Source organism: Aliiroseovarius crassostreae, from assembly GCF_049803815.1.
Lineage (GTDB): Bacteria > Pseudomonadota > Alphaproteobacteria > Rhodobacterales > Rhodobacteraceae > Aliiroseovarius > Aliiroseovarius crassostreae_A.
This window is the reverse complement of sequence record NZ_JBNAGI010000003.1, coordinates 294,595-318,852: the sequence shown is the minus strand read 5'-3', so window position 1 is coordinate 318,852 and position 24,258 is coordinate 294,595. Positions and strand designations below refer to the sequence as shown.

The following is a 24,258-nucleotide window of genomic DNA, read 5'->3' as shown; positions in this document are numbered from 1 at the left end:
ATGGATAAGACGCTTTTCATTTTCGGATACGGGTATTCGGCGCAGGCGCTGGCCCGTGAGTTGGCACCTCAGGGCTGGACCGTCATCGGCACCTCGCGCGAGGGGCGTGACGGGACCATTCGTTGGCCGGGTGAGGATATTTCAGGTGCGCTCGCACAGGCCACCCATTTGCTGATTTCGGCCGGTCCAGATGCCGAGGGGGATCCGGTTCTGCGTGGCGCACGCAATCAGATCGTGGCAGCCGCTGACCGTCTGGAATGGGTCGGGTATCTGTCGACCACGGGGGTTTACGGCGACCACGACGGGGGCTGGGTGGATGAAGACACACCGCTGACCCCATCCACCAAACGCGGACAGATGCGGGTGGCGGCAGAGGCCAACTGGCAAGCCTTGGCGCAAGAGGTCGGCCTGCCCCTGCACATCTTCCGCCTCGCGGGGATTTACGGCCCGGGGCGCGGCCCGTTTGCGAAGGTGCGCAATGGCACCGCGCGGCGGATCATCAAGAAGAACCAGGTGTTTTCCCGCATTCATGTCGCGGATATCGCGCAGGTTCTGGCCGCCTCCATTGCGCGCCCGAACCCCGGGGCAATTTATAATCTTTGTGACGACAATGCCGCCCCGCCCGAGGATGTGCTGGCCCATGCAGCGGACCTTCTGGGCCTGCCCGTGCCGCCATCCGAGGATTTCGAAACCGCAGAGATGACCCCGATGGCGCGCAGTTTTTATGCGGAATCGAAACGGGTGCGCAATGATCGGATCAAGGACGAGCTGGGCGTGACCCTGCGCTATCCCACCTATCAGGATGGGTTGGCGGCGCTGTTGAAACTGGAGCAATCATGAGCATGACCCAAACCACCCCGCCCGGTTTGCGGGCCCGTGTGCAGGCGGTGATCGAACGCCCCGTCGTGCAGAATTTCATCGTGGGGGTAATCCTGTTCAATGCGGTCACGCTGGGTCTGGAAACCTCGCCCACGGTGATGGCACAGGCGGGCGGGCTGATCACGCTGCTCGATACGCTGTGTCTGAGCATTTTTGTGATTGAGCTGCTGGCCAAACTTTACGCCTATCGGCTGCGGTTTTTCCTGAACGGGTGGAACCTGTTTGATTTCGGGATTGTCGGGATTTCGCTGATCCCCGGCGCCCAAGGGTTCAGCGTGTTGCGCGCGCTGCGGATCCTCAGGGTGTTGCGCGTGATCTCGGTGGCACCGCGTCTGCGCCGGGTGGTCGAGGGGTTCGTCACGGCCCTGCCCGGCATGGGCAGTGTGTTTCTGTTGATGGCGGTGATCTTCTATATCGGCTCGGTGATGTCGACCAAACTGTTTGGCGCAAGCTTCCCCGAGTGGTTCGGATCACTGGGCGCATCGGCCTATTCGCTGTTCCAGATCATGACGTTGGAAAGCTGGTCAATGGGCATCGTGCGCCCGGTGATGGAGGTGTACCCCTACGCCTGGATGTTCTTTGTGCCCTTCATCCTGCTGACCACTTTTGCGGTGGTGAACCTTCTGGTGGGTCTTATTGTGAACTCGATGCAGGACGCCCATCACGAGGAAGACGTGGCCAAGACGGACAGTTATCGCGACGACGTGTTGACGCGGCTCGATGAGATCGAACGGCTGATCCGCGAAAAGCAATGACGCAAAAAACCGGGCAGAGTTTCCCCTGCCCGGAGGGCTGCATGACGGCGATGTCGTGAGTGGTGCAGCCCTTTTCAGCCTTTGTTCAGCTCTTTGGCGTGCAGCCAATCGGCGTGTTTCGGGGCCTTCTTGGTCACCGACCATTCATTCAGCATGTCCCATTTCACCGCGTCCATGCGCTTCAGCATCGCCTCTTCTTCCGGGTCCGGGCAGGCCAGTTCAACGCGGTGGCCGTTGGGGTCGAAGAAGTAGATCGAGTGGAAGATCGAGTGGTCGGTCACGCCCAACACATCGACGCCGTTGGCTTCGAGGTGCTCTTTGAACTCGATCAACGTTTCGCGATCTTTGACCTTGAAGGCGATGTGTTGCACCCAGATCGGGGTGTTCGGATCGCGGCCCATTTCCGGCTTGGTGGGCAGTTCGAAAAACGCCAGCACATTGCCGTTCCCGGCATCCAGAAACAGGTGCATATAGGGATCGGGTTCATGGGTCGACGGCACGTGGTCTTCGGCAATGGCCAGGATGAAATCCATATTCAGCATCTTGCCGTACCATTCCACGGTCTCCTTCGCGTCTTTACAGCGATAAGCAACGTGGTGGATCTGTTCGATTTTCATGGGGCGCGGTCTCCTCTCCCGACGGAATTTCTTAACAGGTGCACATTCGGTGCAAATGCAACGTTTGTCAAGTTCGTTTCATATGCAACGATTATACGGTGAAAAACCCGCCTATGATACACCATAGGCGAGTTCACTTGGCGTTACTTGCTGAAATGCTCAAAGGCGGCGCGGGCCTTGGCGGAATAGGCCAGCGACGGGCCACCGCCCATATAAGTCGCCATGGCCAGCGCTTCGTTCAGCTCGTCGAGGGTGGCCCCAAGCCGCACAAGATGTTGCACGTGAAAACCGATACAGCTGTCGCAGCGGGTGGCGATGGCAATGCCCAGTGCGATGAATTCCTTGGTCTTTTCCGACAGCGCACCGTCTTTCTTGGCGGCCACGCCCATCTGGGTGAAGCCCTTCATCGTGTCTGGCACATCCTTGCCAAACTTGCCGATATTGCCGGTCGTTTCCGCCATGAATGCGTCCCAGTCCATCACGCCTTCTCCTTCTGTCTGCGTCATGCCCATATTGGGCAGGCACGGGATCAGGGAAAGCCCCCCTGACGCGGTCGTGATCAGCGGGTGATGCAGTGGACGACCTAGCGTTCATCCGCGCCCATGCGCCGTTCCAGCCACCGAACGGCGGCGGAAATGATCAACACCAGCACCAGATATTCGAGGATCAACAGCGTGTAGATTTCCAGCGGGCGATATTCCGTGACCACCAGTTCGTTGGCCCGGCGGGTCAGTTCCTGCATCCCGATGACGGAGGCAAAGGCTGACATTTTCACGATATAGATGAACTGGTTTGCAAGCGGCGGCAGGATGCGGCGCACCGCCTGGGGCAGGATCACGTAACGCATCGCCTGCGCGCGGGTCAGGCCGATCACCTGCGCGGCCTCACTTTGCCCACGCGGCACGGATTGGATACCCGACCGAAAGATCTCGGCCGTGAACGCGCTGTCGGAAATGGCCAGCGTGATCACGGCACCCCAGAACGGGTCGATATTCAGGTTCACCCCCATGGATTTCAGCACCACCGGCAGGCCGTAAAAGACCCAAAAGAGCATCGGCAAAAGCGGGATGGCGCGGATGAACTCCACATAAATGCGGTTGGGCAGGCGCACCCAGCGGCTGGGCGAGAGGCTGGGCAGTGCCACCAAAAGCCCGATGATGATCGAGGCCACAGCCGCCAGCAAAGACACCTGAATGGTTGATGTGAACCCGCGCATCAGAAACTGGATGTTGGTCCAGCCCGCCTTGGTCGTCGGGTCGATCACATACCAGCCCCAGATACCGGGTTGGGATGCACAGCTGGCCAGCAAAAGCAGGGCGGCAAACGGAAATAATCGTTTCATCAAAGCGCCCTCAATGGCTCAGGATCTTGGCAAGGAAATCGGCAAACCGGGCGGAGTTTGGCGCGGAAAAGACCTGTTCGGGCGTGCCCACCTCGACCAGTTCACCGGCATCCATAAAGGCAATCCGGTCGGCCACGCGCCGCGCAAATCCCATTTCATGGGTCACGCAGATCATCGTCATCCCGTCCGCGGCCAGTTCCTCCATTTCCTCCAACACTTCGGCAATCATTTCAGGATCCAGCGCCGAGGTGGGTTCATCAAACAGCATCACCTTGGGTTCCATGCACAAGGCCCGCGCAATCGCCACCCGCTGCTGTTGCCCACCAGAGAGTTGCCCCGGTTTCTTCATCGCCTGATCCGGAATCTTGACCCGTTCCAGCAGGGCATGCGCCCGCTCTTCGGCGTCGCGCCGGGAAAGCCCCAGCGCGCGCATCGGCCCAAGGGTGAGATTGTCGAGAACGCTCAGATGGGGAAACAGGTTGAACTGTTGAAACACCATGCCCACATCGCCGCGCCCGGTGTCAGCGGGCGCACTCCCCAACACCTCCAACAGGCCACTCTCAAAGGGTTCAAGATTGGCAATGCAGCGCACCACCGTGGATTTTCCCGACCCGGACGGCCCGCAAATCACCAGTTTCTCGCCCGGTGCCACATCCAGCGACACGTCTTTCAACACCTGAAAATCACCGAACCATTTGCTGAGCCCGGCCAGGCTGACTGCTGCACTCATCGCGTTTCCTTACAAGTGTTCACCACTTCGTGAAGAGGGGACCACAATTCACATTTTGTTCTAGTATAAGAAATCGAGACATATCTGATAGCCTAGAAAAGGATCTTCCCAATGACATTTCTGCGAACTCTGGGCGCCGCCCTGGTGGCGGGGCTGGCCCTTATTGCGCCGGCCAGTGCACAATCCGCCTTGAACGACATTCTGTCGGGCGGCGTGTTGAAAGTTGGCACCACCGGAGATTGGAACCCGATGTCGGTGCGTGATCCGGCCACCGAAGGGTACAAGGGGTACGACATCGACGTGATGACCGAACTGGCCAAGGATCTGGAGGTCGAGCTGGAATTTGTGCCGACCGATTGGAAGACCCTGGTGAACGGCATCGTTGCGGGCAAATACCATATGACCGGGTCTGCCTCGATCTCGCCCTCGCGGATGAAAGTGGCGGGCTTTTCCAACCCATATATTTCGGTGCAGATCGGACCGTACACAACCGAAGACAAGCTGGGGAATTTCCCCGATTTCGCGTCGATCAACCAGCCGAATGTGAAAGTGGCCACCACCCTGGGCACCTCGTTTGAAAAGATGGTGCGCGATTGGTTCCCGAATGCCGACATCAAAGTGGTTGAGGCCCCGGCGCGGGGGTATCAGGAAGTGATCGCAGGGCGCGCTGACGTCTTTATCACCTCAAACATCGAAGGGGCGACGCTGACGGAAAAGTTTCCGCAGGTGCGCCGGATGGACGTGGACGCCCCCGCCCGCCCCACGCCGATTGCGATGATCCTGCCGCAGGCCGATCAGGTCTGGATCAACTATGTGAACAACTGGATCAAGCTGAAACAAGAGAAGGGCTTCTTTGAAGCCACCGCCGCAAAATGGGGCCTTCAGTAACCGCACCGAAAACGCGCGACGGGGAACGGGGGCTTCGGCCTCCGTTTTCTTTTGGAAGTCGGCTCACATCCGCATTGGATCCAAAATCCGATTGACCTTACCTCGCCCCCGTGCGCCTATGAGGCAGGCAAGGAAAGAGGCCCCCATGACCATCGATTACACTTCTCGACTGACCCGCCTGCGCGATAAAATGCGCGACAACGGCACCGATCTGGTCGCCGTGGGCCCCACCAGCCATCTGGCCTGGCTGACTGGGCTGGATCCACATGGGGATGAGCGCCCGGTGCTGTTGCTGATCACGCAAGATCATGCCGAATTTCTGATGCCCGCCCTGAACGCGGACAGCGTGCGCCAGCACACCGACCTGCCCTTCACCACCTGGAAAGATGCCGACGGGCCGCATGATGCGCTGGATCAGATCCTCACCCGCCTCGCCCTGCCCGCCGCACCGAAGGTCGCGCTGGACGAAATGATGCGCTCGGATTTTTCCTTCCTGCTGTTGGGCAAACTGCCTGGTGCTGCGCATGGCTTCATGCAAGACACGATCGGCGCGCTGCGAAAGGTGAAGGAACCCGGCGAATACGCCGCGCTGAAGGAAAGCCACCGGGTGAATGACATCGCCCTGTCCCACGCGTTTGACAGCTTGCAAGAGGGGATGAGCGAGGAAGACATGGCCGATATGATCGCCGATATTTACGCCCAGCACGATGCCAAGGTCGAATTCATCAACGTGGCCTTTGGCCCCAACGGCGCCTTCCCGCACCACCACACCGGCCAGACCAAGCTGGCCCGCGACATGGCCGTGCAAATCGATTGCGGTTGTCGTTACCTGGGCTATCCCGCCGACAACACTAGATGCGGCTGGTTCGGCACCCCGACCGATCACTACAGAGAGATCTTCGAGATTGTCGAACAGGCCGTCGCCGCCGGGTTGGCAGCCGCCAGACCGGGCGCGACCTCCGGCGCGGTTGATGCGGCCGCCCGTGACGTGATCATCGCCGCAGGCTACGGCGAAACCCTCGCGGCCCGCGTCGGGCATGGGCTTGGCCTCGACCTGCACGAAAAACCCGACATCGTGTCAAACTCTGACGTGGTGCTGGAAGAGGGCAATGTGTTTTCGATCGAACCCGGCATCTACCTGTTGGGGGAGTTCGGCATCCGGCTCGAAGAGATTGTAATCCTGCGCGACACCGGCCCCGAGATCTTCTCGGACCTCGCGCGCGACATGATCATCCGCAGCTGATTCTGAAATTCGCCCCCTTTTTTTCTTGCCTGAAATACCTTGGGGTGAGGACGCAGTCCGAGGGGCAAAGCCCCTGAACAGGCTCACATCGTGAGCCACCAACAGCGCGCTTGAGCATAAGCGAAAGCGCTCTTGGACCAGGTGGATCTCCCGCGCCTTTTCTCCCTTCGGTCGACAGGCTTGGGCGGGGCTCACTTCGTGAGCCTGAGCCTCCGGCGGAGGTATTTATCGCAAGAAAAAAGGGGCGCCGCATGGGCACCCCTTGGAGTTAGTTTGCGCCGTTTTCCGGGTGGAAGCAGGCGAAGCGGTGACTGTCGCCACTCATATCCGGCCGCTTGGCCCGGCACTCTTCCGTGGCCTTCCAGCAGCGCGGGTTAAAGGCGCAACCGACCGGCACGTTCAGCGGTGACGGCAATTCCCCTTCCAGCTTGATCCGTTCCTGACGCCGCGCGGGATCGGCCATCGGCGTCGCGGACAACAGCGCCTTGGTGTAGGGGTGGCGCGGGTTTTCAAAGACCTCGTCCTTGGCGCCCTGCTCCACCGGTTTGCCCAGATACATGACGATCACGTCATCGGCAAAATGGCGCACCACCGACAGGTCGTGGCTGATGAACAGATAGGCCAGGTTGAACTTGTCCTGCAGATCCGTGAGCAGGTTCAGCACCTGTGACTGGATCGACAGGTCCAGCGCCGACACGGGTTCATCCAGGACGAGGATCTCCGGGTCCAGCATCAGCGCGCGGGCCACCGCGATCCGCTGGCGTTGCCCGCCCGAGAACATATGCGGGTAGCGGTTGAAATGTTCGGGCCGCAGACCCACCAGTTCAACCATTTCCCGAGCGCGGCGCTCGCGTTCTTCTGCCGAGACGTCCGGGCGATTCAAAAGCAGCGGCTCCATCAGGATCTTGCCGATGGTTTGGCGCGGATTGAGCGACCCGTAGGGGTTTTGAAACACGATCTGCACTTTGGCGCGCAACTCGCGGTCGCGCAGTTCATCGCCCGGCCGGATCTGCTGCCCGTCGATCGAGAAGCTGCCCGCGGTGGGCGTGTCGATCATCGTCACCAGATTGGCGAGGGTGGATTTGCCACAGCCACTTTCGCCCACCACGGCAAGGGTGCGACCGGGCACCAGTTCAAAGCTGGCTCCATCCAGCGCGCGCACGGTGCTCGTGCCGCCAAACAGGCCCGATTTCACTTCGAAATGGCGGCGCAGGTCGGTTGCGGTCAGGATTGGGGCGCTCATGCCGGGACCTCCTTTTGCTCTTGCGGTTGGCCGTGATCCAATGGGCGGTGGCACAGCGCCTTGCCCAGGTCTGCGCTGGCCGGAACCGGTGGGGTCGTGCGGCACAGGTCATCGGCGAAGGCGCAGCGCGGCGAGAAGAGACAGCCCTGCGGGCGGTCAAACTGCCCCGGCACCACACCGGGAATGGTCGGCAAATGCCGCCCGATGGCGCGCTCGGGAAGGGCCGCCAGAAGCGCGGACGTATAGGGGTGATGCGGGTTTGAGAAGAGGGCGTTCACCTCCTGCTCTTCCACACGTTGACCGGCATATTGCACGCTGACGCGTTCCACGGTTTCGGCCACCACGCCCATGTCATGGGTGATGAGAATCAGCGCCATGCCTTCGGTTTTCTGCAGGTCGATCAGCAGGTCGAGGATCTGCGCCTGAATGGTCACGTCGAGCGCGGTGGTGGGCTCATCCGCAATCAGCAGCTTGGGCTTACAGGCCAGCGCCATCGCAATCATCACCCGCTGGCTCATCCCGCCCGAAAGCTGGTGCGGGAAGACGTTCAGGCGTTTCTTCGGGTCCGGGATGCCCACCTGTTCCATCAGCTCGACCGCGCGGGACTGACGTTCTGTCCGGCTGAGATCGGTGTGCTGGCGCAACACCTCCCTGATCTGAAAGCCGACGGTGTAGCAGGGGTTCAGGGACGACATCGGTTCCTGAAAAATCATCGACACGTCTTTGCCGATGATCGACCGCCGCGCTTTGGGCGACATGCGCAACAGGTCCTTACCGTCGAACTCCATCTTGTCGGCGGTGATGTTGGCGGTCCAGGGCAAAAGCCCCATCATGGCGAGCATCGACACGGATTTGCCCGATCCACTTTCGCCCACGATAGCGACCAATTCGCCCGCGTTTACGGTCATGTCGACACTGTCCACCGCGCGGAAGGGCCCGTTGGCGGTGCGAAACTCGACGGTGAGGTTCTTTATTTCGAGAAGGCTCATGCGTCAGCTCCGTTTCAGCTTGGGATCAAGCGCGTCGCGCAGCCCGTCGCCCATCAGGTTGATGGCCAGAACGGACACGAGGATGCAGATGCCGGGCAGGGTCACGACCCACCAGGCGCGCAGGATAAATTCGCGCGCTTCGGCGAGCATAGTACCCCATTCCGGCGTGGGCGGCTGTGCGCCCATGCCAAGAAAGCCAAGGGCGGCGGCATCGAGAATGGCAGTGGAAAAGGACAGCGCGGCCTGCACGATGATCGGCGCCAGACAGTTGGGCAGCACGGTGACGAACATGGTGCGCAGACGGCCCGCGCCCGCCACTTTCGCGGCGGTCACGTAATCCTTGGTGCGTTCCGAAATCACCGCGGCCCGGGTCAGGCGCACGAAATGCGGCTGAAGCACCAGCGCGATGGCAATCATCGCGTTGATCAGGGACGGCCCGAGAATGGCCACCAGCACCAGCGCCAGAAGCAGCGACGGGAAGGACAGGATGATGTCCATCAGGCGCATGATCAGCGTGTCCATCCATTTCGGGGCAAAACCGGAAATCACGCCGATGATCACCCCGAAGAACGATGCGATCGACACCACGATCACACCGATGAAGAAGGAAAACCGCGCGCCATGCAGCAGGCGCGAGAGCATATCGCGACCCAATGGGTCGGTGCCCAGAAGGAACTCGGTTGATCCGCCATCCTGCCAGAACGGTGGTTGCAGCAGGTGGTCGCGGAATTGTTCATGTGGGGTGTAAGGCGCAAGCAAGGGCGCGATCAGGGCGATGATGAAGAACGCCATGAAAATATACATGCCGACCACGGCGCCACGGTTTTCGCGGAAATAGCTCCAGAACTCGCGCAGCGGGCTGGGCGGTTGCATGGCTGTTTGGGTCGGGGTGGCTTCACTCGCAGAAGTATCAGTCATCGCGCTCAGCCCTTTCTGATTTTCGGGTTGATCCAGCCGTAGAGCACATCCACGGTCAGGTTCACGATCATGATGATCGAGGCAATGAGCAACAGCCCGCCCTGCACCACCTGATAGTCGCGTCGGAAGATGCTATCGACCATCCATTTGCCGATGCCCGGCCAGGAAAAGATCGTCTCGGTCAGGATCGCACCGGCCAGAAGCGTGCCGACCAAGAGGCCAATTACGGTCACAACTGGGATCAGGGCGTTGCGCAGCGCGTGCTGGCCGTTGACGCGCAGGGGTGACAACCCCTTGGCTTTCGCGGTGCGCACGTAATCTTCGCCAAGCACCTCAAGCATCGCCGACCGGGTCTGGCGGGCGATCACGGCCAGCGGGATCGTGGCGAGCACAATTGTCGGCAGGATCAGGTGGCTGACGGCGGAGGCAAAGGCACCTTTCTGACCGGACAGCAAACTGTCGATCAGCATGAAGCCGGTCACCTCGTCGAAGAAGAACATGAACGAAATGCGGCCAGAGACTGGCGTCCAGCCCAGACCGGAGGAAAACACGATGATCAACAGCAGCGCCCACCAGAAGATTGGCATGGAATACCCGATCAGCGCACCAGTCATCAGCGCCTGATCAAAGAACTTGCCCCGGTTCACCGCCGCGATCACACCTGCCGGGATGCCCACGACAATCGCCAGGATAATCGCGCAAAGTGACAGTTCCAGCGTTGCAGGGAACAGCGCGAAAAACTCGGATACCACCGGTTTCTTGGTCACGAAGGAGTTGCCCAGATCGCCCTGCATCACCCCCCAAAGATAGTCGAGATATTGTTTCCAGACCGGCTGGTCAAACCCGAATTGTTTGATGAGTTCCGCATAGCGCTCTTCGCCGACGCCACGTTCCCCTGCCAGAAGCAGGATCGGGTCACCGGGAAGAAGGCGGATGAAGAGGAAGGAGACGACCGTCACGCCGAAAAACGTCGGCACGAAGGTCAGCAGTCTGCGCAGCAGAAAGGACAGCATGTTTGTGGCTCGCTTGAACTGGCTGGGCCGGGCACATGATGCGCCCGGCCCTTATTTCATTGAAAACGCATTAGTTTTCGAGGCTAACACCGTAGAAGATGTGACCGCCCAGCGGGTCGATCTTATAGCCCTTCACTTCGTTGCGCAGCGGCATGTGCACGATCGAGTGGGCGATGGTGGCCCAGGGTGCTTCGCGTTTGAACACAACCTGCGCTTCTTCATACAGCGCGGTCCGCTTGGCGGTATCCGATTCCTGCTTGGCTTCTTCGATCAGAGCCTGGAATTCGTCGTTACACCATTGCGCACGGTTCGAACCACCCACACCGTCACAGCCCAGGAGAACGGCCAGGAAGTTGTCGGGGTCACCGTTGTCACCGGTCCAACCCAGCAGAACCGCACCGTCACGGTCTTTGTCTTTCGAACGCGACAGGTATTCACCCCATTCGTAAGACACCACCTCGGCATTCACGCCAACCTTGCCGAAATCCTCCTGGATCAGCTCGGCCATACGGCGGGCATTCGGGTTATAGGGACGCTGCACCGGCATCGCCCAGATCTTCATCGACAGATCGGTGACGCCTGCGGCCTCCAGCATCTCTTTCGATTTCACCGGATCATACGGGTCGTCCTGAACCGCGTCATTGTAGGACCAGATTGTCGGCGGGATCGGGTTTTTCGCGATCTTACCCGCACCCTGGAACACCACGTCGATGATCGCCTGCTTGTTGATCGCCATGTTCAGCGCCTTGCGCACTTCGGGCTTGTCGAACGGCGCAACCATCGAGTTGTAAGCCAGATAGCCCACGTTCAGACCTTCCTGTTCGGTCAGGTTGATGTCGGCATCCGCGCGCATCGCTTCCACGTCAGCCGGGTTCGGGTAAGGCATCACGTGACACTCGCCCGCTTTCAGCTTTTGATAACGCACCGCCGCATCCGGGGTGATCGCAAAGATCAGGTTGTCGACGTCAGCTTGGCCGCGGAAGAAGTCCGGGTTGGCCGCGTAACGCACAACGGCGTCTTTTTGGTAACCCACAAACTGGAACGGACCCGTGCCGATCGGTTGCTGGTTCAGGTTCTCGGGGGTGCCAGCTTCCAGCATCGCGTCGGCATATTCTTTCGACACGATCGAGGCGAAATCCATCGCCAGGTTCGACACCATCGGCGCTTCCGGACGGTTCAGCACAAATTTCACGGTCATGTCGTCGACTTTCACGATCTCTTTGATCAGCGACGGCATCGACATGCCATTGTAATATTCCCAGGTGCCGCCGGACACTTGGTTATACGGGTTGGCTTCGTCGCCCTGACGTTCAAACGTGAAGATCACGTCGTCCGCGTTCATGTCGCGGGTCGGGGTAAAGTAATCGGTCGAGTGGAATTTCACGCCCGAACGCAGTTTGAACGTGTACTCCAGCCCGTCTTCCGACACTTCCCAGCTTTCGGCCAGGCCGGGGATGATGTTGGTGGTGCCGGTTTCAAATTCGGTCAGACGGTTGTAGATCGCTTTCGACGACGCATCGAACGTGGTGCCCGAGGTGTAAAGTGCTGCGTCAAACCCTTCCGGCGAGCCTTCCGAGCAATAGACCAGCGTGCCACCGGCCAGAGCCGTCGACGCAGTCATGATTGCGGCCGCGGCAAAGCCGGCCAGCGTGAATTGTTTTTTCATGAGTTCCTCCCAATCAGGTCTTCGCGCCGGACGGCGCGGAATGAGGGCAGCTTATGGGGAAGATTAACGCAAATCAACACTGATATATCAGCAAAATATTTGTCGTGTTAACATGTGTTTACGCAATATTGTTACCGCCATCATGGGGGATTTTGATCTTTTGGTAAAGCATCTGCCCCCTGGTGATTCACTTGACCAAACGGAAATCGCTTCAAAATTGCCGAACCACTGATATATTAGTAATGCGCCAAAACCAGGCCGTCTTTCGGAACCGCTCCCATGTCCAAGCCACAAAACCTTGCCACGCAAGCCTATCTTGCGATCGAAGAACGGATCGTCACCCTGGTCCTGGAACCCGGGTCGCTGATTTCCGAACGCAGCCTGATCGACATGATCGGGCTGGGCCGCACCCCGGTGCGCGAAGCGATGCAGCGTTTGCAATGGGAAGGGTTGATCGAGGTGCGGCCGCGCGCCGGGATCAAAATCGCCGACATCCGCGCCGAGGATTGCGCCAAGGTGACCGAATTGCGGCAGGTGCTGGAACCGCGCCTGGCCCGGTCCGCCGCCCGCTTCGCGACGCCAAACCTGCTTGAGAACATAAAGACGTATCGGCAGATGATGTTGGACAGCCTGCCGGATCAGAACGCTCAGCTTTATCTCAAGGCCGATAAGGGGTTTGACGAGGCCCTGATGGGGGCGGCTGAAAATCAGTATCTGACCAACATCCTTGCCCCGCTGCAAACCCATTCACGCCGGTTCTGGTTTCGCTATTTTTCGCGCGACAGCATGGAGCGGCTGGGACACGGTCATATCGCCGTTATGGATGCGGTTCTGGCCCGCGATGATCTGCGCGCCTATCAATCCATGGAAACACTGATGGGGGTGGTCGCCATCCATGCGCAGGCGCTAAAGGATTGATAATACGTCATTTTGACCAGGTGGTAAATTAATCCGTTAACTTTGACCTGCGTCAATCTGCTGACACACTTCACCCGTTAAGGTGTTCTTCCAATACAGAGGAACACCCATGCGCGAAACACACCCTGACACCCTGGGGTCACTGCCGTTCTTTTCCCAGTTATCACCGCATGTTCGCGCCTGTCTGATCCAGAAATCCACCTCCCGCACATATCGGCGGGGCGAAAACATCGCCCTGCAGGGGGACCAGAACCCGACCCTGAAAATCATGGTGTCCGGTTGGGTCAAACTCTTTCGCGTCACCTCTGGCGGCGAAGAGGCCGCGTTGGCGATGCTGGAGCGCGGGCAAAGCTTTGACGAGGTTCCGGCGCTTTCATCCAGTGCCGCGATCTATTCGTCCGAGGCATCACCGACTGTACCGTGCTGCATCTTGACCTCAGCGCGATCTGCACCTGCAAAAACGCCTTTGCCGAATTGCATCTGGCCGTCCTGACCGCCGCCCATGATCACGCCCATGACCTGATCACCCATATCGAACACCTGAAAGGGCGCAGCGCCGCCCAGCGCCTGTCGGAGTTTCTGCTTGGACTTTACGATGCCAAGGGGGCTTCGGCCCAAGTGACATTGCCCTATGGGAAAAAGGTGCTGGCCGGAAAACTGGGGATCAAACCCGAAAGCCTGTCGCGCGCCTTTCGCCAACTGATACCCGTTGGGGTACAGAACCGTGACCGCTTGGTTCAGATCAGCAACGTCGCGGGGCTGCGTGATTTTGCCGGGGATCGCCTTTGATCTGTGCCTGATAAACGGTCTAGCGCGCACCCCATGTGTCCGACAGACGATACCCGCCCGGCCACGGGTCGGACGGGTCCAGCATGTGTTGATGTGTGCCGGTGATCCAGGCACGGCCAGAGATTTCAGGCGTGATTGCGGGGCGCCCATTCAGGTCAAACTGCGCAACAATGCGGCAGCGAAACTCACTGTCGATCACCGATCGCGCGTGATAGCGGTCGGCGGGGCGCATCTGCCCCTTCGCCAGCAACACAGCCATCCGCGCCGACGCCCCGGTCCCGCAAGGCGAACGATCCAGCTTGCCCGGCTTGATCGCCACCGTGTTTTTACCCGTCAAAAGATCGCCTTCGCGCGCAAGCGGCCCGGCAATCTGGCAAAAGGAAATATGGTTCCAATCGGTCACCGGATGGTTGAACCCCAGCTGTTCATTTGCCGCATCGGTGATCCTTGCCCCCGTGCGCGCCAGATCCGCCGCCTCATCCGGGGTCAGGGCAAACCCCAGGTCCTCGGCATCGACCATCACGAAACTGTCGCCACCAAAGGCGGTGTCCACGCGCAAACTGCCGATCCCCTCGACCTCAATCCTTGCATCCAGCTTGTCCGCGAAACTCACCACATTCTGCACGTAAATCCGCTCGGCCTTGCCATCACGACATTCCGCCCGCACCCGCACCAATCCACCGGGGGCCTCCAGCGTCAGATGCGTTTCAGGTTCTTCCATTGGCAGGATGCCACTGTCCAGAAGCACAGTGGACACGCAGATCGAATTTGACCCTGACATCGGCGGCGTGTCTTCGGGTTCCATGATGATCCAGGCGGCATCGGCATCGGGGTGTTTGGGCGGCACCAGCAGGTTCACATGGCGAAACACACCGCCGCGCGGCTCGTTCAGCACAAAGCGCCGCAATGTTTCGTCCTCGGCAATCCAGTTGCGCTGTTCCCACACCGTATCCCCGGGCGGCGGGGCAACGCCGCCCACAATCACATCGCCCACCTCGCCTTCGGCATGGCAGGACACGACATGAATGGTTTTCGAAGACCGCATGATGTTCTCCTGAAATTGCGCCTAGAACCGTGACGGCCGATAGGGGGTAAGATCGATGACGGGTGCGCTGCCCTCAACCAGGCTTGCAACAAGCTCGGCCGTGCCGGCCGATTGGGTCAGGCCAAGATGCCCATGCCCAAAGGCATAGGTCACCCGCGGCGCACGGGTGGAGGTGCCGATGACGGGCAGGCTGTCGGGCATCGAGGGGCGAAATCCCATCCATTGCGTGCCACCATCTGTGTCCAAATCCGGGAAAAAGGACTTGGCCTTCTTAAGCAGGATGTCAGCCCGTTTGTAATTCGGCGGCAGGTCCAGCCCGCCCAGTTCAACCGCGCCGCCAACCCGTAGACCTTCTCCGATTTTGCTCATGACAAACCCATGCGCGCCAAAGGTGACATGCGTGCGCAAATCGATGGATCGGGTCGGAAAGGTGGTATTATATCCGCGTTCCGTTTCCAGCGGAAATCGATCACCAAGCATGGCCGCAAGGTGATGGGACCACGCCCCCGCACAGACCACAATATGGGTTGCGCGATAAAGAGCACCCTCTGCCGTGACCTCAACATATGTGTCTCTGTTCCGCAGATTAGAGACTGTTCTACGCTCGAACACGCCACCCTTTTCCAAGAACCGATCCGCCAGCATCTGTGCCCAGATCTTCGGATCTTCGGTGTTGAACCACCCCGGCGTATAGGCACCATGTGTAAAGCTGCGATCCAGACCGGGTTGGATATCGGCCAACGCGTTTGCGCTCTCGATCAGATCGGTCTCGACCCCCAAATCGCGACGATGCATTAAGCCGGGCAAAGCCGCCTGATACTGCTTTTCGCCCTGATAGACACTTAATTGCCCTTCGCGGCGGATCAGGGACGCATCCCCATCTGCCTGCAATTGACGTTCAAATGCGGCCTCGCAGTGACGCATCAGGGTCACCTGCGCCTGCATCGACGCCGTATAGCGATCCCGCCAGGAGGCCCGCCAAAAGCGCAGCATCCACGGCGCGATCTTGAAGGCATAAGATGGCGGCACAGACAGGGGACCCAACGGATCCAGCAACCATTTCGGCGCTTTTTTCATCACGCCCGGGGTCGCCAGCGGTTCGACCTCGGCGAAGGCAAAGGCCCCGGCATTTCCGGTTGAGGCTTCTTCTGCGATGCCCTTGCGATCCCAAAGCGTGACTTTGCGCCCCTGGGCCTGCAGCGCAAGGGCCGCTGAAATGCCGATGATCCCGGCACCGATGACGATGATATCGTGGGTGGTGGTCTGTGCCATCGGGTCCTCATCTGGTGGCTTGTTTCGGTCACTTTAGCCACGTCTTGCCGCACGTTACAATCGCCATTGTTACGCTTGATTAGGGTCGAATACCGGCGCGGTAGGGATCCTTTTCAGTAAAGATCAGTTGAGTTTCACCCGTGACATAGGCTTCGCCAATAATGGTCGGGATCACGCCGACCTCGCCGGGTTGAAAGCTGCAGTCATAATGGCTGCCGATAGTGCTTTCCTGCACCCAAATTTCGCCCGGTGCCAGCTTTCCGTCCTCGGCCAGACAGGCCAGTTTGGCCGAACACCCCGTACCGCAGGGCGAGCGGTCATAGGCGCCGCCCGGACACAGCACGAAATTGCGGGCATTGGCAGCGCCGTGGGCCGGACCGATGAGTTCAACATGATCAATATAGGCGCCACCTGCCCCCGTAACCCCATCGCGTTCCAGCGCATCGCGGATGGCGGTGGTGGCAGCGGTCAGTTCGGTCAAGCGGGTGAATTCCAGTGGAAGAGTGTCTAACTCGGCCAAAAAGAACCAATTTCCCCCATAGGCCACATCGCCAGTCACCCGCCCAAGGTCGGGCACATCGACGGATACGCCGGCCCGGTGCCGATAGCTTTCGACATTCACCACGCGCACACGGTTAGGTGACAGAAGCTCGGCTTCGACCACGCCAACCGGGGTTTCGAACCGATGTACGCCCAGCCCGATCCGGCCCATGTGGTAAAGTGTGACGGCCAGCCCGATGGTGGCATGACCGCACATGCCAAGATTGGCCACCGTGTTGAAGTAGATCACCCCGGTCACACAGCTGGCATCATCCGGTTCCACCAACAGTGCGCCGACCATCGCATCATGCCCGCGCGGCTCACAAATCACCGAGGGGCAGAAATCGGGGTGGTCGCGCCACAAGCGAGCGGCGCGGGTGGCGATCGACCCTGCTCCAAGGTCCGGTCCGCCTTCGATTACAACCCGCGTGGGTTCGCCGCCCGTGTGACTGTCGATTACGCGCATTCGGCCACCACGCCGCCCTGCTGCGACCAGTCGGCGTACCAGGTTCTGAACAGCGTATATTGCGCCTCGACATAGTTGCGCTGCGCATCAGACAGGGCGTCGGTTTCATTGAAATGCAACCGATATTCCTCGTCCCCGTTCAGCACCATTAGATGCTTGTAGTAAAGCACCAGATCGGGGCCTTCATCGAACGAAGAGAGCACTCCCAGCGCCTCTTCCAATTCCTTCGCCTTCACGCGCGCTTCGGCATGGCCCGTCGCCGCCTTTTGGCTGAGCGCCACCAAGTGCAGCACTTCGCGCGGGAGCGCGTTACCGATGCCGGTGATCGCTCCGCTGGCGCCACAATTCACAAACCCGTGGTAAACCGTGGTGTCGACGCCGATCATCAGGGTCACATCGTCATCTTTCGAGGTGATGTTTTCCGCCGCGTAGCGTAGATCATCCGCGCCGCCGAACTCTTTGAAGCCCACGAGGTTGGGGTGTTCCGCGCGCAGGGCAAAAAACAGGTCGGCGCGGGTCGCAAAGCCATAATAGGGCGAGTTGTAAATCACGGCGGGCAGTTCGGGGGCGGCGGACAGGATCGCCTTGAAGTGGTCCTTTTGTGCGGCAATCGACGATCCGCGCGACAGGACGCGGGGGATCACCATCAACCCCTTCGCGCCCGCCTTTTGCGCGTGGGCGGCATGGGCGGCGGCAAGTTTCGTGTTCACCGCCCCGGTGCCGACAATCACCGGCACGCCCGCATCGCACAGCGCCTGCACCCCCTGCATCCGCTCCTCATCGGTCAACAACGGCCAATCGCCCATGGACCCGCAATAGACCACCGCCGACATGCCAGCGGCGATCAGCTCTTTTCCCTTTTTGACCAACGCGTCGACATCCGGGGTCCGGTCCGCGGTGCAAGGGGTCATGAGGGCGGGGATGGTCCCGGTGAAAATATTGGACATGGCGTTCTCCTGAACTGGGCCTGCGGTGCAGGGGCTTGGGCGCGGTGTCGGCGCGTTTGAGGGCGTTATACCTAAATTGGATCCAATATTCAATATCAGTCTTGCAAAATCCTTCATTCCATTCGCGGAACCTGATAGTTTTCTGAAAAGAGAGGGATCATGCAGTTAAAATCAGTCGATATTTCCAAAACCGCCTCGGCCGCCTCGATCATTTTTGACGCGTTGAAAAAGGCGATCATCGAGGGGGATCTGGAAGAAGGCGCGCCGCTGCGCCAGGACGAGATTGCCCGCATGTTCAACACCTCGCGCATTCCGGTGCGCGAGGCGATTTCGCGGCTGGAGGAACACGGGCTGGTGAAATCGCAACGCTACAAGGGCGCGGTGGTGTCGGGCCTGTCGGCCAGTGAGGCGGGCGAGATTTTCGACTATCGCGCCCTGCTGGAACCCCATGTGATCCGCACCGCCGTGCCGCGCATGACGAAAGACAACCTGACCGAGGCGCGCGGGTATCTGGAGGCGTTTGCCAAGTCGGATGATCCGATGGAATGGGGCAATCTGAACCGCCAGTTTCACGCAACACTTTACAACGCGTCCGGGTTGGCCTTTCACCTCGAAGCGATTGAAAGCGCGCTGGACCGGGTTGACCGGTATTTGCGCGCGCAGTTGGTTCTGTCAGACGGCATGGCGCGCGCCAATGACGAACATGCCCGCATTCAGGACGCCTGCGAGCGAGGCGACGCCGACGCGGCCGCCGAGCTGACCCGCGCGCATATTCTGGGGGCGAAGGACAGCTTGCTGAACCACCTGAGCAAAACATAAGGGCCGCCCCAGATGGCGCGGCCCGGTCTTTTTAAAGCGTTTCGGTTTACCCCTGTGTCAGGTTAAGACCGAAACGTATTCGTCTCTATTCGCTACGATAGGGACTTATTTCAGCGCCATATCGGTGATGTCGAGCGTATAGGCGCCCTCTGGTGTTTTCGTGATCACCGGGTCCGATCCGCCGCCCATCAGGGTGGCCACGGTGCGTTCGTAATCGGCCGGGTCCAAGGCGCCGTTTGACCCTGCGGTCAGCTTGGCAATCTCACCCATCATCCGCACCTGGTGCTTTTCGGTCTGCGCGCCGGTTTCGTCATATTCCAGTACGATCATCGCGGCGTCTTCGGGGTTTTCCTCGGCCCATTTCCAGCCCTTCATCGACGCGCGGACAAAGCGGGCCATCTGGTCTTTGAACGCCTCATCCGACAGCTTGTCTTCCAGCACATAAAGCCCGTCTTCCAGCGTCGCGACGCCCTGATCTTCATATTTGAACGTGACCAGATCGTCGGCGGTCAGACCCGCATCAATGATCTGCCAATATTCATTATAGGTCATGGTCGACACACAATCGGCCTGCCCTTGCAAGATCGGATCGACGTTGAACCCCTGTTTCAGAACGGTCACCCCGTCGCCCCCTTCGGTGCTGATGCCCAGCGAGGACATCCAGCTGAGGAACGGGTATTCATTGCCAAAGAACCACACGCCAAGCGTCTTGCCCGGGAAATCGTCAGGGCTGGTGATGCCGGTGTCTTTGCGACAGGTCAGCATCATGCCCGAGGATTTGAACGGCTGGGCGATGTTCACCACCGGCGCGCCCTGTTCACGTGCGGCCAGCGCCGAGGGCATCCAATCGACCATCACGTCAGCCCCGCCGCCCATCAGCACCTGCACGGGCGCCACGTCCGGCCCACCCGGCTTGATGGTCACGTTCAGGTCTTCGTCCGAATAATACCCGTTTTCCAGCGCCACGTAATAGCCAGCAAACTGCGCCTGGGTGACCCATTTCAGTTGCAATGTCAGATCATCGGCGGCCATCGCCCCCGACGACCCCAAGGCAAACGCGGCAATCGCGCCTTTCATGTATTTCATCATATCCAACTCCCTGTTGTGTAATGGCTGTTTGTCAGCCTCTTTGTGAGGGGTGCCAGAAGGTGACCCCCTTTTCGATAAGTGCAACGATACCGTAGAAGGCCGATCCGGCAATGGCCGCGATGGTGATTTCCGCCCAGACCATGTCCAGCCCCAGCCGGCCCACCTCGGTCGAGATGCGAAACCCCATGCCCTTGATGGGCGACCCGAAGAATTCGGCCACAATCGCCCCGATCAGCGCCAGCGTCGTCGCCACCTTGAGCCCGTTGAAGATCGCGGGCATGGCGGCGGGCAGGCGCAGCGACAGGAGCGTTTGCCAGTAATTGGCCGAATAGGTCTTCATCAGATCGCGCTGCATACTGTCGGTTGCCGCCAACCCCTGTACCGTATTGACCAGCATCGGGAAGAACACCATGACCACGACGACGGCGGCCTTGGACTGCCAGTCGAACCCGAACCACATCACCAGGATCGGCGCGGTGCCGATGATCGGCAGGGCGGCGATGAAGTTGCCCACCGGCAGAAGGCCGCGTTGCAAAAACGGCGATCGGTCAATCAGCACCGCGATCACGAAGGCCGCGCCACAGCCCATTAGATACCCGGTCAACGCGCCTTTCACGAAGGTCTGCACAAAATCGACCCATAACACGTCAAGCGAGGTTGCCACTTTGGCGGCAATGGCCGAGGGCGGCGGCAGGATCACCGGCGGCACATTTAACCCACGCACCAAGGCCTCCCACACCACCAGGACCGTTACACCGAAAATGATCGGCACCGCGAGCCGCGCCCAGCGCGTGCCGGCTTGGGGCGATTTGGCGATCCAGCCATTTAGCCACCAGGTGAAGATCCAAAAAACGACCGCAAAAAGAACCCAGATCATTTCACCGCCCCCATCCGTTTCAGCATCCGCCGTTCAATCAGGCTGATGATCCCCACAAGGCTGGCCGCAAGGATCGCTGCGGCCAGAAGTGCTGACCAGATCTGGATCGTCTGGCCATAATAGCTGCCGGTCAGCATCCGCGCGCCAAGGCCCCGGATGGCGCCGGTGGGCAGTTCCCCAACGATGGCACCCACAAGGCTCGCCGCCATGCCGATTTTCAACGCGGTGAAAAGGTAGGGCATCGAGGACGGTAGGCGCAGTTTCCAAAACGTATCCGACCCGCTGGCGGAATAGGTTTTCAGAAGGTCCAGCTGCATCGCATCCGGGCTGCGCAGCCCTTTCACCATGCCCACCACAACCGGAAAAAATGACAGATAGGCCGAAATGATCGCCTTAGGCACCAGCCCCTGAATGCCGACTGAGTTCAGCACCACAATGATCATCGGCGCAATCGCCAGGATCGGGATGGTTTGGGACGCAATCGCCCAGGGCATCACGCTCATGTCCATCGCTTTGTTGTGCACAATCCCAACCGCCAGAAGGATCCCCGCTCCGGTCCCGAAAACAAAGCCCAACAACGTGGCGGACAGGGTGATCCAACCGTGGAAAATCAAGGATCGTTTGGAAAAGGCGCGGCCTTTCAGGGCCATCTCGCCGGTGGTCTTCCAAAGTTCACCCAGCACCTGATGGGGCACAGGCAAAACGGGGCGCTCCTGGCTCCAGGTGTCCGCAATCAGCTCGGAGGTGGTCAGAGTGACCTCAGCCCGCGCCGCCTGATCGCGCGCCCATTTGCCATTCATGCCGATCGCCGCCGCATACCAAAGCACAACAATGGCCGCGACCACAGTCAACACGGGAAGCACAGATGCAAATCGGCCCGGCTTAGTCATAAGCATGCCCCGCCCGCAGCCCCTCGCGCACACGATGCGCAATATCCAGAAACTCCGGCGTGTCGCGGATATCCAGCGGGCGGTCTTTCGGCAGCGTGCTTTCGATCACATCGGTGATGCGACCCGGGCGAGGCGACATCACCACGATCTTGGTCGACAGATAGACCGCCTCGGGGATCGAGTGGGTCACGAAACCGATGGTCTTTTCGGTGCGCGCCCACAGCTTTAACAACTGTTCATTCAGGTGATCGCGGACAATCTCATCCAGCGCCCCAAAAGGTTCGTCCATCAACAGAAGATCGGCGTCAAAGGCCAGCGCGCGGGCAATCGAGGCGCGTTGTTGCATCCCACCCGACAGCTGCCAGGGAAACTTCTTTTCAAACCCGGCCAGATCCACAAGCTCCAAAACCTTGGCGACCTTCGCCGCCATTTCGGATTTGGAATAGCCCATGATCTCCAGCGGCAGCTTGATATTGCCGCCGATGGTGCGCCACGGATAAAGCCCCGCCGCCTGGAACACATAGCCATAGGCCCGGTTGCGGCGCGCCTCATCCGGGGTCATCCCGTTCACGGTGATCGACCCGCCGGTGGGATGTTCCAGCGCTGCGATCACCCGCAAAAACGTGGTCTTGCCACAGCCCGACGGGCCAATGAAACTGACGAAATCCCCTTTGTTGATGGTCAGATCCACACCCTTCAGCGCATGGATCGGCCCGTCATTGGTTTGAAAAGTCAGGTCCAGCCCGCTGGCCTCGATGACGGCTTCGCTCACCATATTGTCCTTCACATCACACCCCAGTCGCCGGAATGCCGCTGCGCTCGATCGGGCGCGGCTGGGTCAGGTCTTTCCATTGGGTCAACGCGCGGTTCACTGTGGCGTTGGGGTCGCGGGCGACGAACTTGCCATGCCCTTCCTCGCAGCGGATTTCGCCATCATGCACCGCCACCTGACCACGGGTCAGGGTGAACCGCGGCAGGCCCTTCACATGCTTGCCCTCAAAGACGTTATAGTCGATCGACGATTGCTGACTGTCGGCCGAAATGGTCTTTTCCTTCTCGGGATCCCAGACCACAAGATCCGCATCCGCACCCACCAGAACCGCGCCCTTCTGCGGATAGCAGTTCATGATTTTCGCCACATTGGTTGAGGTCACGGCGACAAATTCATTCATGGTGATCCGCCCCGTGGCGACGCCGTGCGTCCAGAGCATCGGCATCCGGTCCTCAAGCCCCCCGGTGCCATTGGGGATCTTGGTGAAATCCCCCACGCCATAGCGTTTCTGTTCGGTCGTGAAGGCGCAGTGGTCGGTGGCAACGACAGAGAGCGACCCGGATTGCAGACCCGCCCACAGGCTGTCCTGATGCTGCTTATTGCGGAACGGGGGCGACATGACACGGCGTGCGGCATGATCCCAATCCTTGTTGAAATACTCGCTTTCATCCAGCGTCAGGTGTTGGATCAGCGGTTCACCCCACACGCGTTTGCCTTGCATCCGCGCCCGGCGAATGGCCTCGTGGCTGTCTTCGCAAGACGTATGCACGACGTAAAGCGGCGCCCCGGCCATGTCGGCAATCATGATCGCGCGGTTGGTCGCCTCGCCTTCCACCTGCGGGGGGCGGGAATAGGCATGTGCCTCGGGGCCATTGTTGCCGTCCGCCAGCAGACGGGCCGAAAGTTCCGCCACCACGTCACCGTTTTCGGCATGCACCATCGGGGTCGCGCCCAGATCGGCGCAGCGGGTGAAACTGTGAAAGAGCTCATCATCATTCACCATCAACGCGCCTTTATAGGCGAGGAAATGTTTGAACGTGTTGATGCCGCGCTTGTTCACCACCTCGTCCATGTCGTTCCAGACCTGTTCGCCCCACCAGGTGACGGCCATGTGGAAGGAATAGTCACAGTTCGCGCGGGTCGATTTATTGTCCCACCGTTTGATCGCATCCAGCAGGCTTTCGCCCTGATTGGGCAGGCAGAAATCCACCACCATCGTGGTGCCCCCCGCCAGCCCCGCCCGCGTGCCGCTTTCGAAATCATCCGAAGAATAGGTGCCCATGAAGGGCATTTCCAAATGCACATGCGGATCGATGCCGCCGGGCATGACGTAACAGCCGGTCGCGTCCAGCTCCTTATCGCCTTTCAACCCCTCGCCGATCTCAACGATCTTGCCGCCGTCGATCAGAACATCGGACTTATAGGTCAGGTCGGCGGTCACGATGGTGCCGTTTTTGATGACTGTTGTCATGGTTCATATCCCTGTCGTTAAAGGTCGGATCTTGCGCCCGTACCTATGAGTGTTTCCCCGGCGGGGTTCTTCCACCGGGT

Annotated in this window: 26 protein-coding genes; 8 read left to right on the top strand and 18 right to left on the bottom strand. The window is 59.8% G+C overall.

The genetic code is table 11. The features are described 5' to 3' along the window. Both ACP15V_RS10825 and ACP15V_RS10820 read left to right on the top strand, forming a co-directional pair. Positions 1–840: an SDR family oxidoreductase gene (locus ACP15V_RS10825; protein ID WP_424943692.1), complete on the top strand. Its 840-nt coding sequence runs from the start codon at positions 1–3 to the stop codon at positions 838–840. Next, on the top strand, positions 837–1,634 hold the full coding sequence (locus tag ACP15V_RS10820) for an ion transporter (RefSeq protein ID WP_424943691.1): 798 nt from the start codon (positions 837–839) through the stop codon (positions 1,632–1,634). The genes ACP15V_RS10825 and ACP15V_RS10820 overlap by 4 nt, the downstream gene beginning before the upstream one ends. Before the next feature lie 74 nt (positions 1,635–1,708). On the opposite strand, the gene ACP15V_RS10815 is transcribed toward ACP15V_RS10820, so the two are convergent. The 4 genes from ACP15V_RS10815 to ACP15V_RS10800 form a co-directional block, all read right to left on the bottom strand. Continuing rightward, the gene (locus ACP15V_RS10815; protein WP_424943690.1) at positions 1,709–2,251 is read right to left on the bottom strand and encodes a VOC family protein; all 543 of its coding nucleotides are present in this window, start codon (positions 2,249–2,251) and stop codon (positions 1,709–1,711) included. Positions 2,252–2,394: 143 nt separating this feature from the next. Continuing rightward, entirely contained in the window at positions 2,395–2,730 is a 336-nt protein-coding gene (locus tag ACP15V_RS10810; protein WP_424943689.1) for a carboxymuconolactone decarboxylase family protein, read from the bottom strand. A 104-nt stretch (positions 2,731–2,834) separates the two neighbouring features. Then, a complete protein-coding gene (locus ACP15V_RS10805; RefSeq protein WP_424943688.1) occupies positions 2,835–3,593 on the bottom strand; it encodes an amino acid ABC transporter permease in 759 nt (252 codons plus the stop codon). 10 nt (positions 3,594–3,603) lie between these two features. Then, positions 3,604–4,323: an amino acid ABC transporter ATP-binding protein gene (locus ACP15V_RS10800; RefSeq protein WP_424943687.1), complete on the bottom strand. Its 720-nt coding sequence runs from the start codon at positions 4,321–4,323 to the stop codon at positions 3,604–3,606. Positions 4,324–4,434: 111 nt separating this feature from the next. Between ACP15V_RS10800 and ACP15V_RS10795 the strand changes: the two genes are divergently transcribed. Beyond that, positions 4,435–5,211 carry a transporter substrate-binding domain-containing protein gene (locus tag ACP15V_RS10795; protein WP_424943686.1) on the top strand — a complete coding sequence of 259 codons (777 nt, stop codon included), beginning with the start codon at positions 4,435–4,437 and terminating at the stop codon, positions 5,209–5,211. 145 nt (positions 5,212–5,356) lie between these two features. Further along, positions 5,357–6,454, top strand: a complete 1,098-nt coding sequence (locus ACP15V_RS10790; protein ID WP_424943685.1) for a M24 family metallopeptidase — start codon at positions 5,357–5,359, stop codon at positions 6,452–6,454. A gap of 268 nt (positions 6,455–6,722) precedes the next feature. Here the strand turns inward: ACP15V_RS10790 and ACP15V_RS10785 are convergent, their stop codons facing one another. The 5 genes from ACP15V_RS10785 to ACP15V_RS10765 all read right to left on the bottom strand — a co-directional run bounded on the left by ACP15V_RS10785 (position 6,723) and on the right by ACP15V_RS10765 (position 12,283). Then, positions 6,723–7,697 carry an ABC transporter ATP-binding protein gene (locus ACP15V_RS10785; protein WP_424943684.1) on the bottom strand — a complete coding sequence of 325 codons (975 nt, stop codon included), beginning with the start codon at positions 7,695–7,697 and terminating at the stop codon, positions 6,723–6,725. Then, entirely contained in the window at positions 7,694–8,686 is a 993-nt protein-coding gene (locus tag ACP15V_RS10780; RefSeq protein ID WP_424943683.1) for an ABC transporter ATP-binding protein, read from the bottom strand. Before ACP15V_RS10780 ends, ACP15V_RS10785 begins: the two co-directional genes overlap by 4 nt. A gap of 3 nt (positions 8,687–8,689) precedes the next feature. Continuing rightward, positions 8,690–9,604, bottom strand: a complete 915-nt coding sequence (locus ACP15V_RS10775) for an ABC transporter permease subunit (RefSeq protein WP_424943682.1) — start codon at positions 9,602–9,604, stop codon at positions 8,690–8,692. 5 nt (positions 9,605–9,609) lie between these two features. Continuing rightward, a complete protein-coding gene (locus tag ACP15V_RS10770; protein WP_424943681.1) occupies positions 9,610–10,617 on the bottom strand; it encodes an ABC transporter permease subunit in 1,008 nt (335 codons plus the stop codon). Between the two features lie 70 nt (positions 10,618–10,687). Continuing rightward, positions 10,688–12,283: an ABC transporter substrate-binding protein gene (locus ACP15V_RS10765; protein ID WP_424943680.1), complete on the bottom strand. Its 1,596-nt coding sequence runs from the start codon at positions 12,281–12,283 to the stop codon at positions 10,688–10,690. 279 nt (positions 12,284–12,562) lie between these two features. Between ACP15V_RS10765 and ACP15V_RS10760 the strand changes: the two genes are divergently transcribed. The 3 genes from ACP15V_RS10760 (at position 12,563) to ACP15V_RS10750 (ending at position 13,990) form a co-directional block, all read left to right on the top strand. Then, positions 12,563–13,201, top strand: a complete 639-nt coding sequence (locus ACP15V_RS10760) for a GntR family transcriptional regulator (protein ID WP_424943679.1) — start codon at positions 12,563–12,565, stop codon at positions 13,199–13,201. A 109-nt stretch (positions 13,202–13,310) separates the two neighbouring features. Next, positions 13,311–13,694 (top strand): cyclic nucleotide-binding domain-containing protein, encoded by a 384-nt coding sequence (locus ACP15V_RS10755; protein ID WP_424943678.1) that lies wholly within the window; start codon positions 13,311–13,313, stop codon positions 13,692–13,694. Then, on the top strand, positions 13,676–13,990 hold the full coding sequence (locus tag ACP15V_RS10750) for a helix-turn-helix domain-containing protein (protein WP_424943677.1): 315 nt from the start codon (positions 13,676–13,678) through the stop codon (positions 13,988–13,990). Before ACP15V_RS10755 ends, ACP15V_RS10750 begins: the two co-directional genes overlap by 19 nt. 19 nt (positions 13,991–14,009) lie before the next feature. Here ACP15V_RS10750 and ACP15V_RS10745 read toward each other — a convergent pair whose 3' ends face one another. From ACP15V_RS10745 to ACP15V_RS10730, 4 genes are all read right to left on the bottom strand, one after another. Next, complete coding sequence (locus tag ACP15V_RS10745; RefSeq protein WP_424943676.1) at positions 14,010–15,035, bottom strand: trans-3-hydroxy-L-proline dehydratase; 1,026 nt, start codon at positions 15,033–15,035, stop codon at positions 14,010–14,012. A 21-nt stretch (positions 15,036–15,056) separates the two neighbouring features. Next, positions 15,057–16,307, bottom strand: a complete 1,251-nt coding sequence (locus ACP15V_RS10740; RefSeq protein ID WP_424943675.1) for an NAD(P)/FAD-dependent oxidoreductase — start codon at positions 16,305–16,307, stop codon at positions 15,057–15,059. Between the two features lie 79 nt (positions 16,308–16,386). Beyond that, positions 16,387–17,313, bottom strand: a complete 927-nt coding sequence (locus ACP15V_RS10735) for a proline racemase family protein (RefSeq protein WP_424943674.1) — start codon at positions 17,311–17,313, stop codon at positions 16,387–16,389. Next, complete coding sequence (locus ACP15V_RS10730; protein WP_424943673.1) at positions 17,304–18,260, bottom strand: dihydrodipicolinate synthase family protein; 957 nt, start codon at positions 18,258–18,260, stop codon at positions 17,304–17,306. Before ACP15V_RS10730 ends, ACP15V_RS10735 begins: the two co-directional genes overlap by 10 nt. Positions 18,261–18,419: 159 nt before the next feature. Here ACP15V_RS10730 and ACP15V_RS10725 point away from each other — a divergent pair, with 159 nt between their 5' ends. Next, positions 18,420–19,079 carry a GntR family transcriptional regulator gene (locus tag ACP15V_RS10725; RefSeq protein WP_424943672.1) on the top strand — a complete coding sequence of 220 codons (660 nt, stop codon included), beginning with the start codon at positions 18,420–18,422 and terminating at the stop codon, positions 19,077–19,079. Positions 19,080–19,184: 105 nt separating this feature from the next. Here the strand turns inward: ACP15V_RS10725 and ACP15V_RS10720 are convergent, their stop codons facing one another. Genes ACP15V_RS10720 through hydA form a run of 5 tightly spaced genes read right to left on the bottom strand, consistent with a single transcriptional unit; the run spans position 19,185 to position 24,178 of the window. Continuing rightward, entirely contained in the window at positions 19,185–20,156 is a 972-nt protein-coding gene (locus ACP15V_RS10720; protein WP_424943861.1) for an ABC transporter substrate-binding protein, read from the bottom strand. A 43-nt stretch (positions 20,157–20,199) separates the two neighbouring features. Continuing rightward, complete coding sequence (locus ACP15V_RS10715) at positions 20,200–21,045, bottom strand: ABC transporter permease (RefSeq protein ID WP_424943671.1); 846 nt, start codon at positions 21,043–21,045, stop codon at positions 20,200–20,202. Next, complete coding sequence (locus ACP15V_RS10710) at positions 21,042–21,935, bottom strand: ABC transporter permease (RefSeq protein ID WP_424943670.1); 894 nt, start codon at positions 21,933–21,935, stop codon at positions 21,042–21,044. Before ACP15V_RS10710 ends, ACP15V_RS10715 begins: the two co-directional genes overlap by 4 nt. Beyond that, the gene (locus ACP15V_RS10705) at positions 21,928–22,710 is read right to left on the bottom strand and encodes an ABC transporter ATP-binding protein (protein ID WP_424943860.1); all 783 of its coding nucleotides are present in this window, start codon (positions 22,708–22,710) and stop codon (positions 21,928–21,930) included. The genes ACP15V_RS10710 and ACP15V_RS10705 overlap by 8 nt, the downstream gene beginning before the upstream one ends. Positions 22,711–22,723: 13 nt before the next feature. Next, positions 22,724–24,178, bottom strand: a complete 1,455-nt coding sequence (gene hydA, locus ACP15V_RS10700; RefSeq protein WP_424943669.1) for a dihydropyrimidinase — start codon at positions 24,176–24,178, stop codon at positions 22,724–22,726. Between the last annotated feature and the right edge of the window lie 80 nt (positions 24,179–24,258).

What these genes read in the sequence shown, in the direction of transcription:
- ACP15V_RS10825 (WP_424943692.1), top strand. Translation starts at nt 1, where the DNA reads ATGGATAAGACGCTTTTCATTTTCGGATACGGGTATTCGGCGCAGGCG.
- ACP15V_RS10820 (WP_424943691.1), top strand. Translation starts at nt 837, where the DNA reads ATGAGCATGACCCAAACCACCCCGCCCGGTTTGCGGGCCCGTGTGCAG.
- ACP15V_RS10815 (WP_424943690.1), bottom strand. Translation starts at nt 2,251, where the DNA reads ATGAAAATCGAACAGATCCACCACGTTGCTTATCGCTGTAAAGACGCG.
- ACP15V_RS10810 (WP_424943689.1), bottom strand. Translation starts at nt 2,730, where the DNA reads ATGGACTGGGACGCATTCATGGCGGAAACGACCGGCAATATCGGCAAG.
- ACP15V_RS10805 (WP_424943688.1), bottom strand. Translation starts at nt 3,593, where the DNA reads ATGAAACGATTATTTCCGTTTGCCGCCCTGCTTTTGCTGGCCAGCTGT.
- ACP15V_RS10800 (WP_424943687.1), bottom strand. Translation starts at nt 4,323, where the DNA reads ATGAGTGCAGCAGTCAGCCTGGCCGGGCTCAGCAAATGGTTCGGTGAT.
- ACP15V_RS10795 (WP_424943686.1), top strand. Translation starts at nt 4,435, where the DNA reads ATGACATTTCTGCGAACTCTGGGCGCCGCCCTGGTGGCGGGGCTGGCC.
- ACP15V_RS10790 (WP_424943685.1), top strand. Translation starts at nt 5,357, where the DNA reads ATGACCATCGATTACACTTCTCGACTGACCCGCCTGCGCGATAAAATG.
- ACP15V_RS10785 (WP_424943684.1), bottom strand. Translation starts at nt 7,697, where the DNA reads ATGAGCGCCCCAATCCTGACCGCAACCGACCTGCGCCGCCATTTCGAA.
- ACP15V_RS10780 (WP_424943683.1), bottom strand. Translation starts at nt 8,686, where the DNA reads ATGAGCCTTCTCGAAATAAAGAACCTCACCGTCGAGTTTCGCACCGCC.
- ACP15V_RS10775 (WP_424943682.1), bottom strand. Translation starts at nt 9,604, where the DNA reads ATGACTGATACTTCTGCGAGTGAAGCCACCCCGACCCAAACAGCCATG.
- ACP15V_RS10770 (WP_424943681.1), bottom strand. Translation starts at nt 10,617, where the DNA reads ATGCTGTCCTTTCTGCTGCGCAGACTGCTGACCTTCGTGCCGACGTTT.
- ACP15V_RS10765 (WP_424943680.1), bottom strand. Translation starts at nt 12,283, where the DNA reads ATGAAAAAACAATTCACGCTGGCCGGCTTTGCCGCGGCCGCAATCATG.
- ACP15V_RS10760 (WP_424943679.1), top strand. Translation starts at nt 12,563, where the DNA reads ATGTCCAAGCCACAAAACCTTGCCACGCAAGCCTATCTTGCGATCGAA.
- ACP15V_RS10755 (WP_424943678.1), top strand. Translation starts at nt 13,311, where the DNA reads ATGCGCGAAACACACCCTGACACCCTGGGGTCACTGCCGTTCTTTTCC.
- ACP15V_RS10745 (WP_424943676.1), bottom strand. Translation starts at nt 15,035, where the DNA reads ATGCGGTCTTCGAAAACCATTCATGTCGTGTCCTGCCATGCCGAAGGC.
- ACP15V_RS10740 (WP_424943675.1), bottom strand. Translation starts at nt 16,307, where the DNA reads ATGGCACAGACCACCACCCACGATATCATCGTCATCGGTGCCGGGATC.
- ACP15V_RS10735 (WP_424943674.1), bottom strand. Translation starts at nt 17,313, where the DNA reads ATGCGCGTAATCGACAGTCACACGGGCGGCGAACCCACGCGGGTTGTA.
- ACP15V_RS10730 (WP_424943673.1), bottom strand. Translation starts at nt 18,260, where the DNA reads ATGTCCAATATTTTCACCGGGACCATCCCCGCCCTCATGACCCCTTGC.
- ACP15V_RS10725 (WP_424943672.1), top strand. Translation starts at nt 18,420, where the DNA reads ATGCAGTTAAAATCAGTCGATATTTCCAAAACCGCCTCGGCCGCCTCG.
- ACP15V_RS10720 (WP_424943861.1), bottom strand. Translation starts at nt 20,156, where the DNA reads ATGAAAGGCGCGATTGCCGCGTTTGCCTTGGGGTCGTCGGGGGCGATG.
- ACP15V_RS10715 (WP_424943671.1), bottom strand. Translation starts at nt 21,045, where the DNA reads ATGATCTGGGTTCTTTTTGCGGTCGTTTTTTGGATCTTCACCTGGTGG.
- ACP15V_RS10710 (WP_424943670.1), bottom strand. Translation starts at nt 21,935, where the DNA reads ATGACTAAGCCGGGCCGATTTGCATCTGTGCTTCCCGTGTTGACTGTG.
- ACP15V_RS10705 (WP_424943860.1), bottom strand. Translation starts at nt 22,710, where the DNA reads ATGGTGAGCGAAGCCGTCATCGAGGCCAGCGGGCTGGACCTGACTTTT.
- hydA (WP_424943669.1), bottom strand. Translation starts at nt 24,178, where the DNA reads ATGACAACAGTCATCAAAAACGGCACCATCGTGACCGCCGACCTGACC.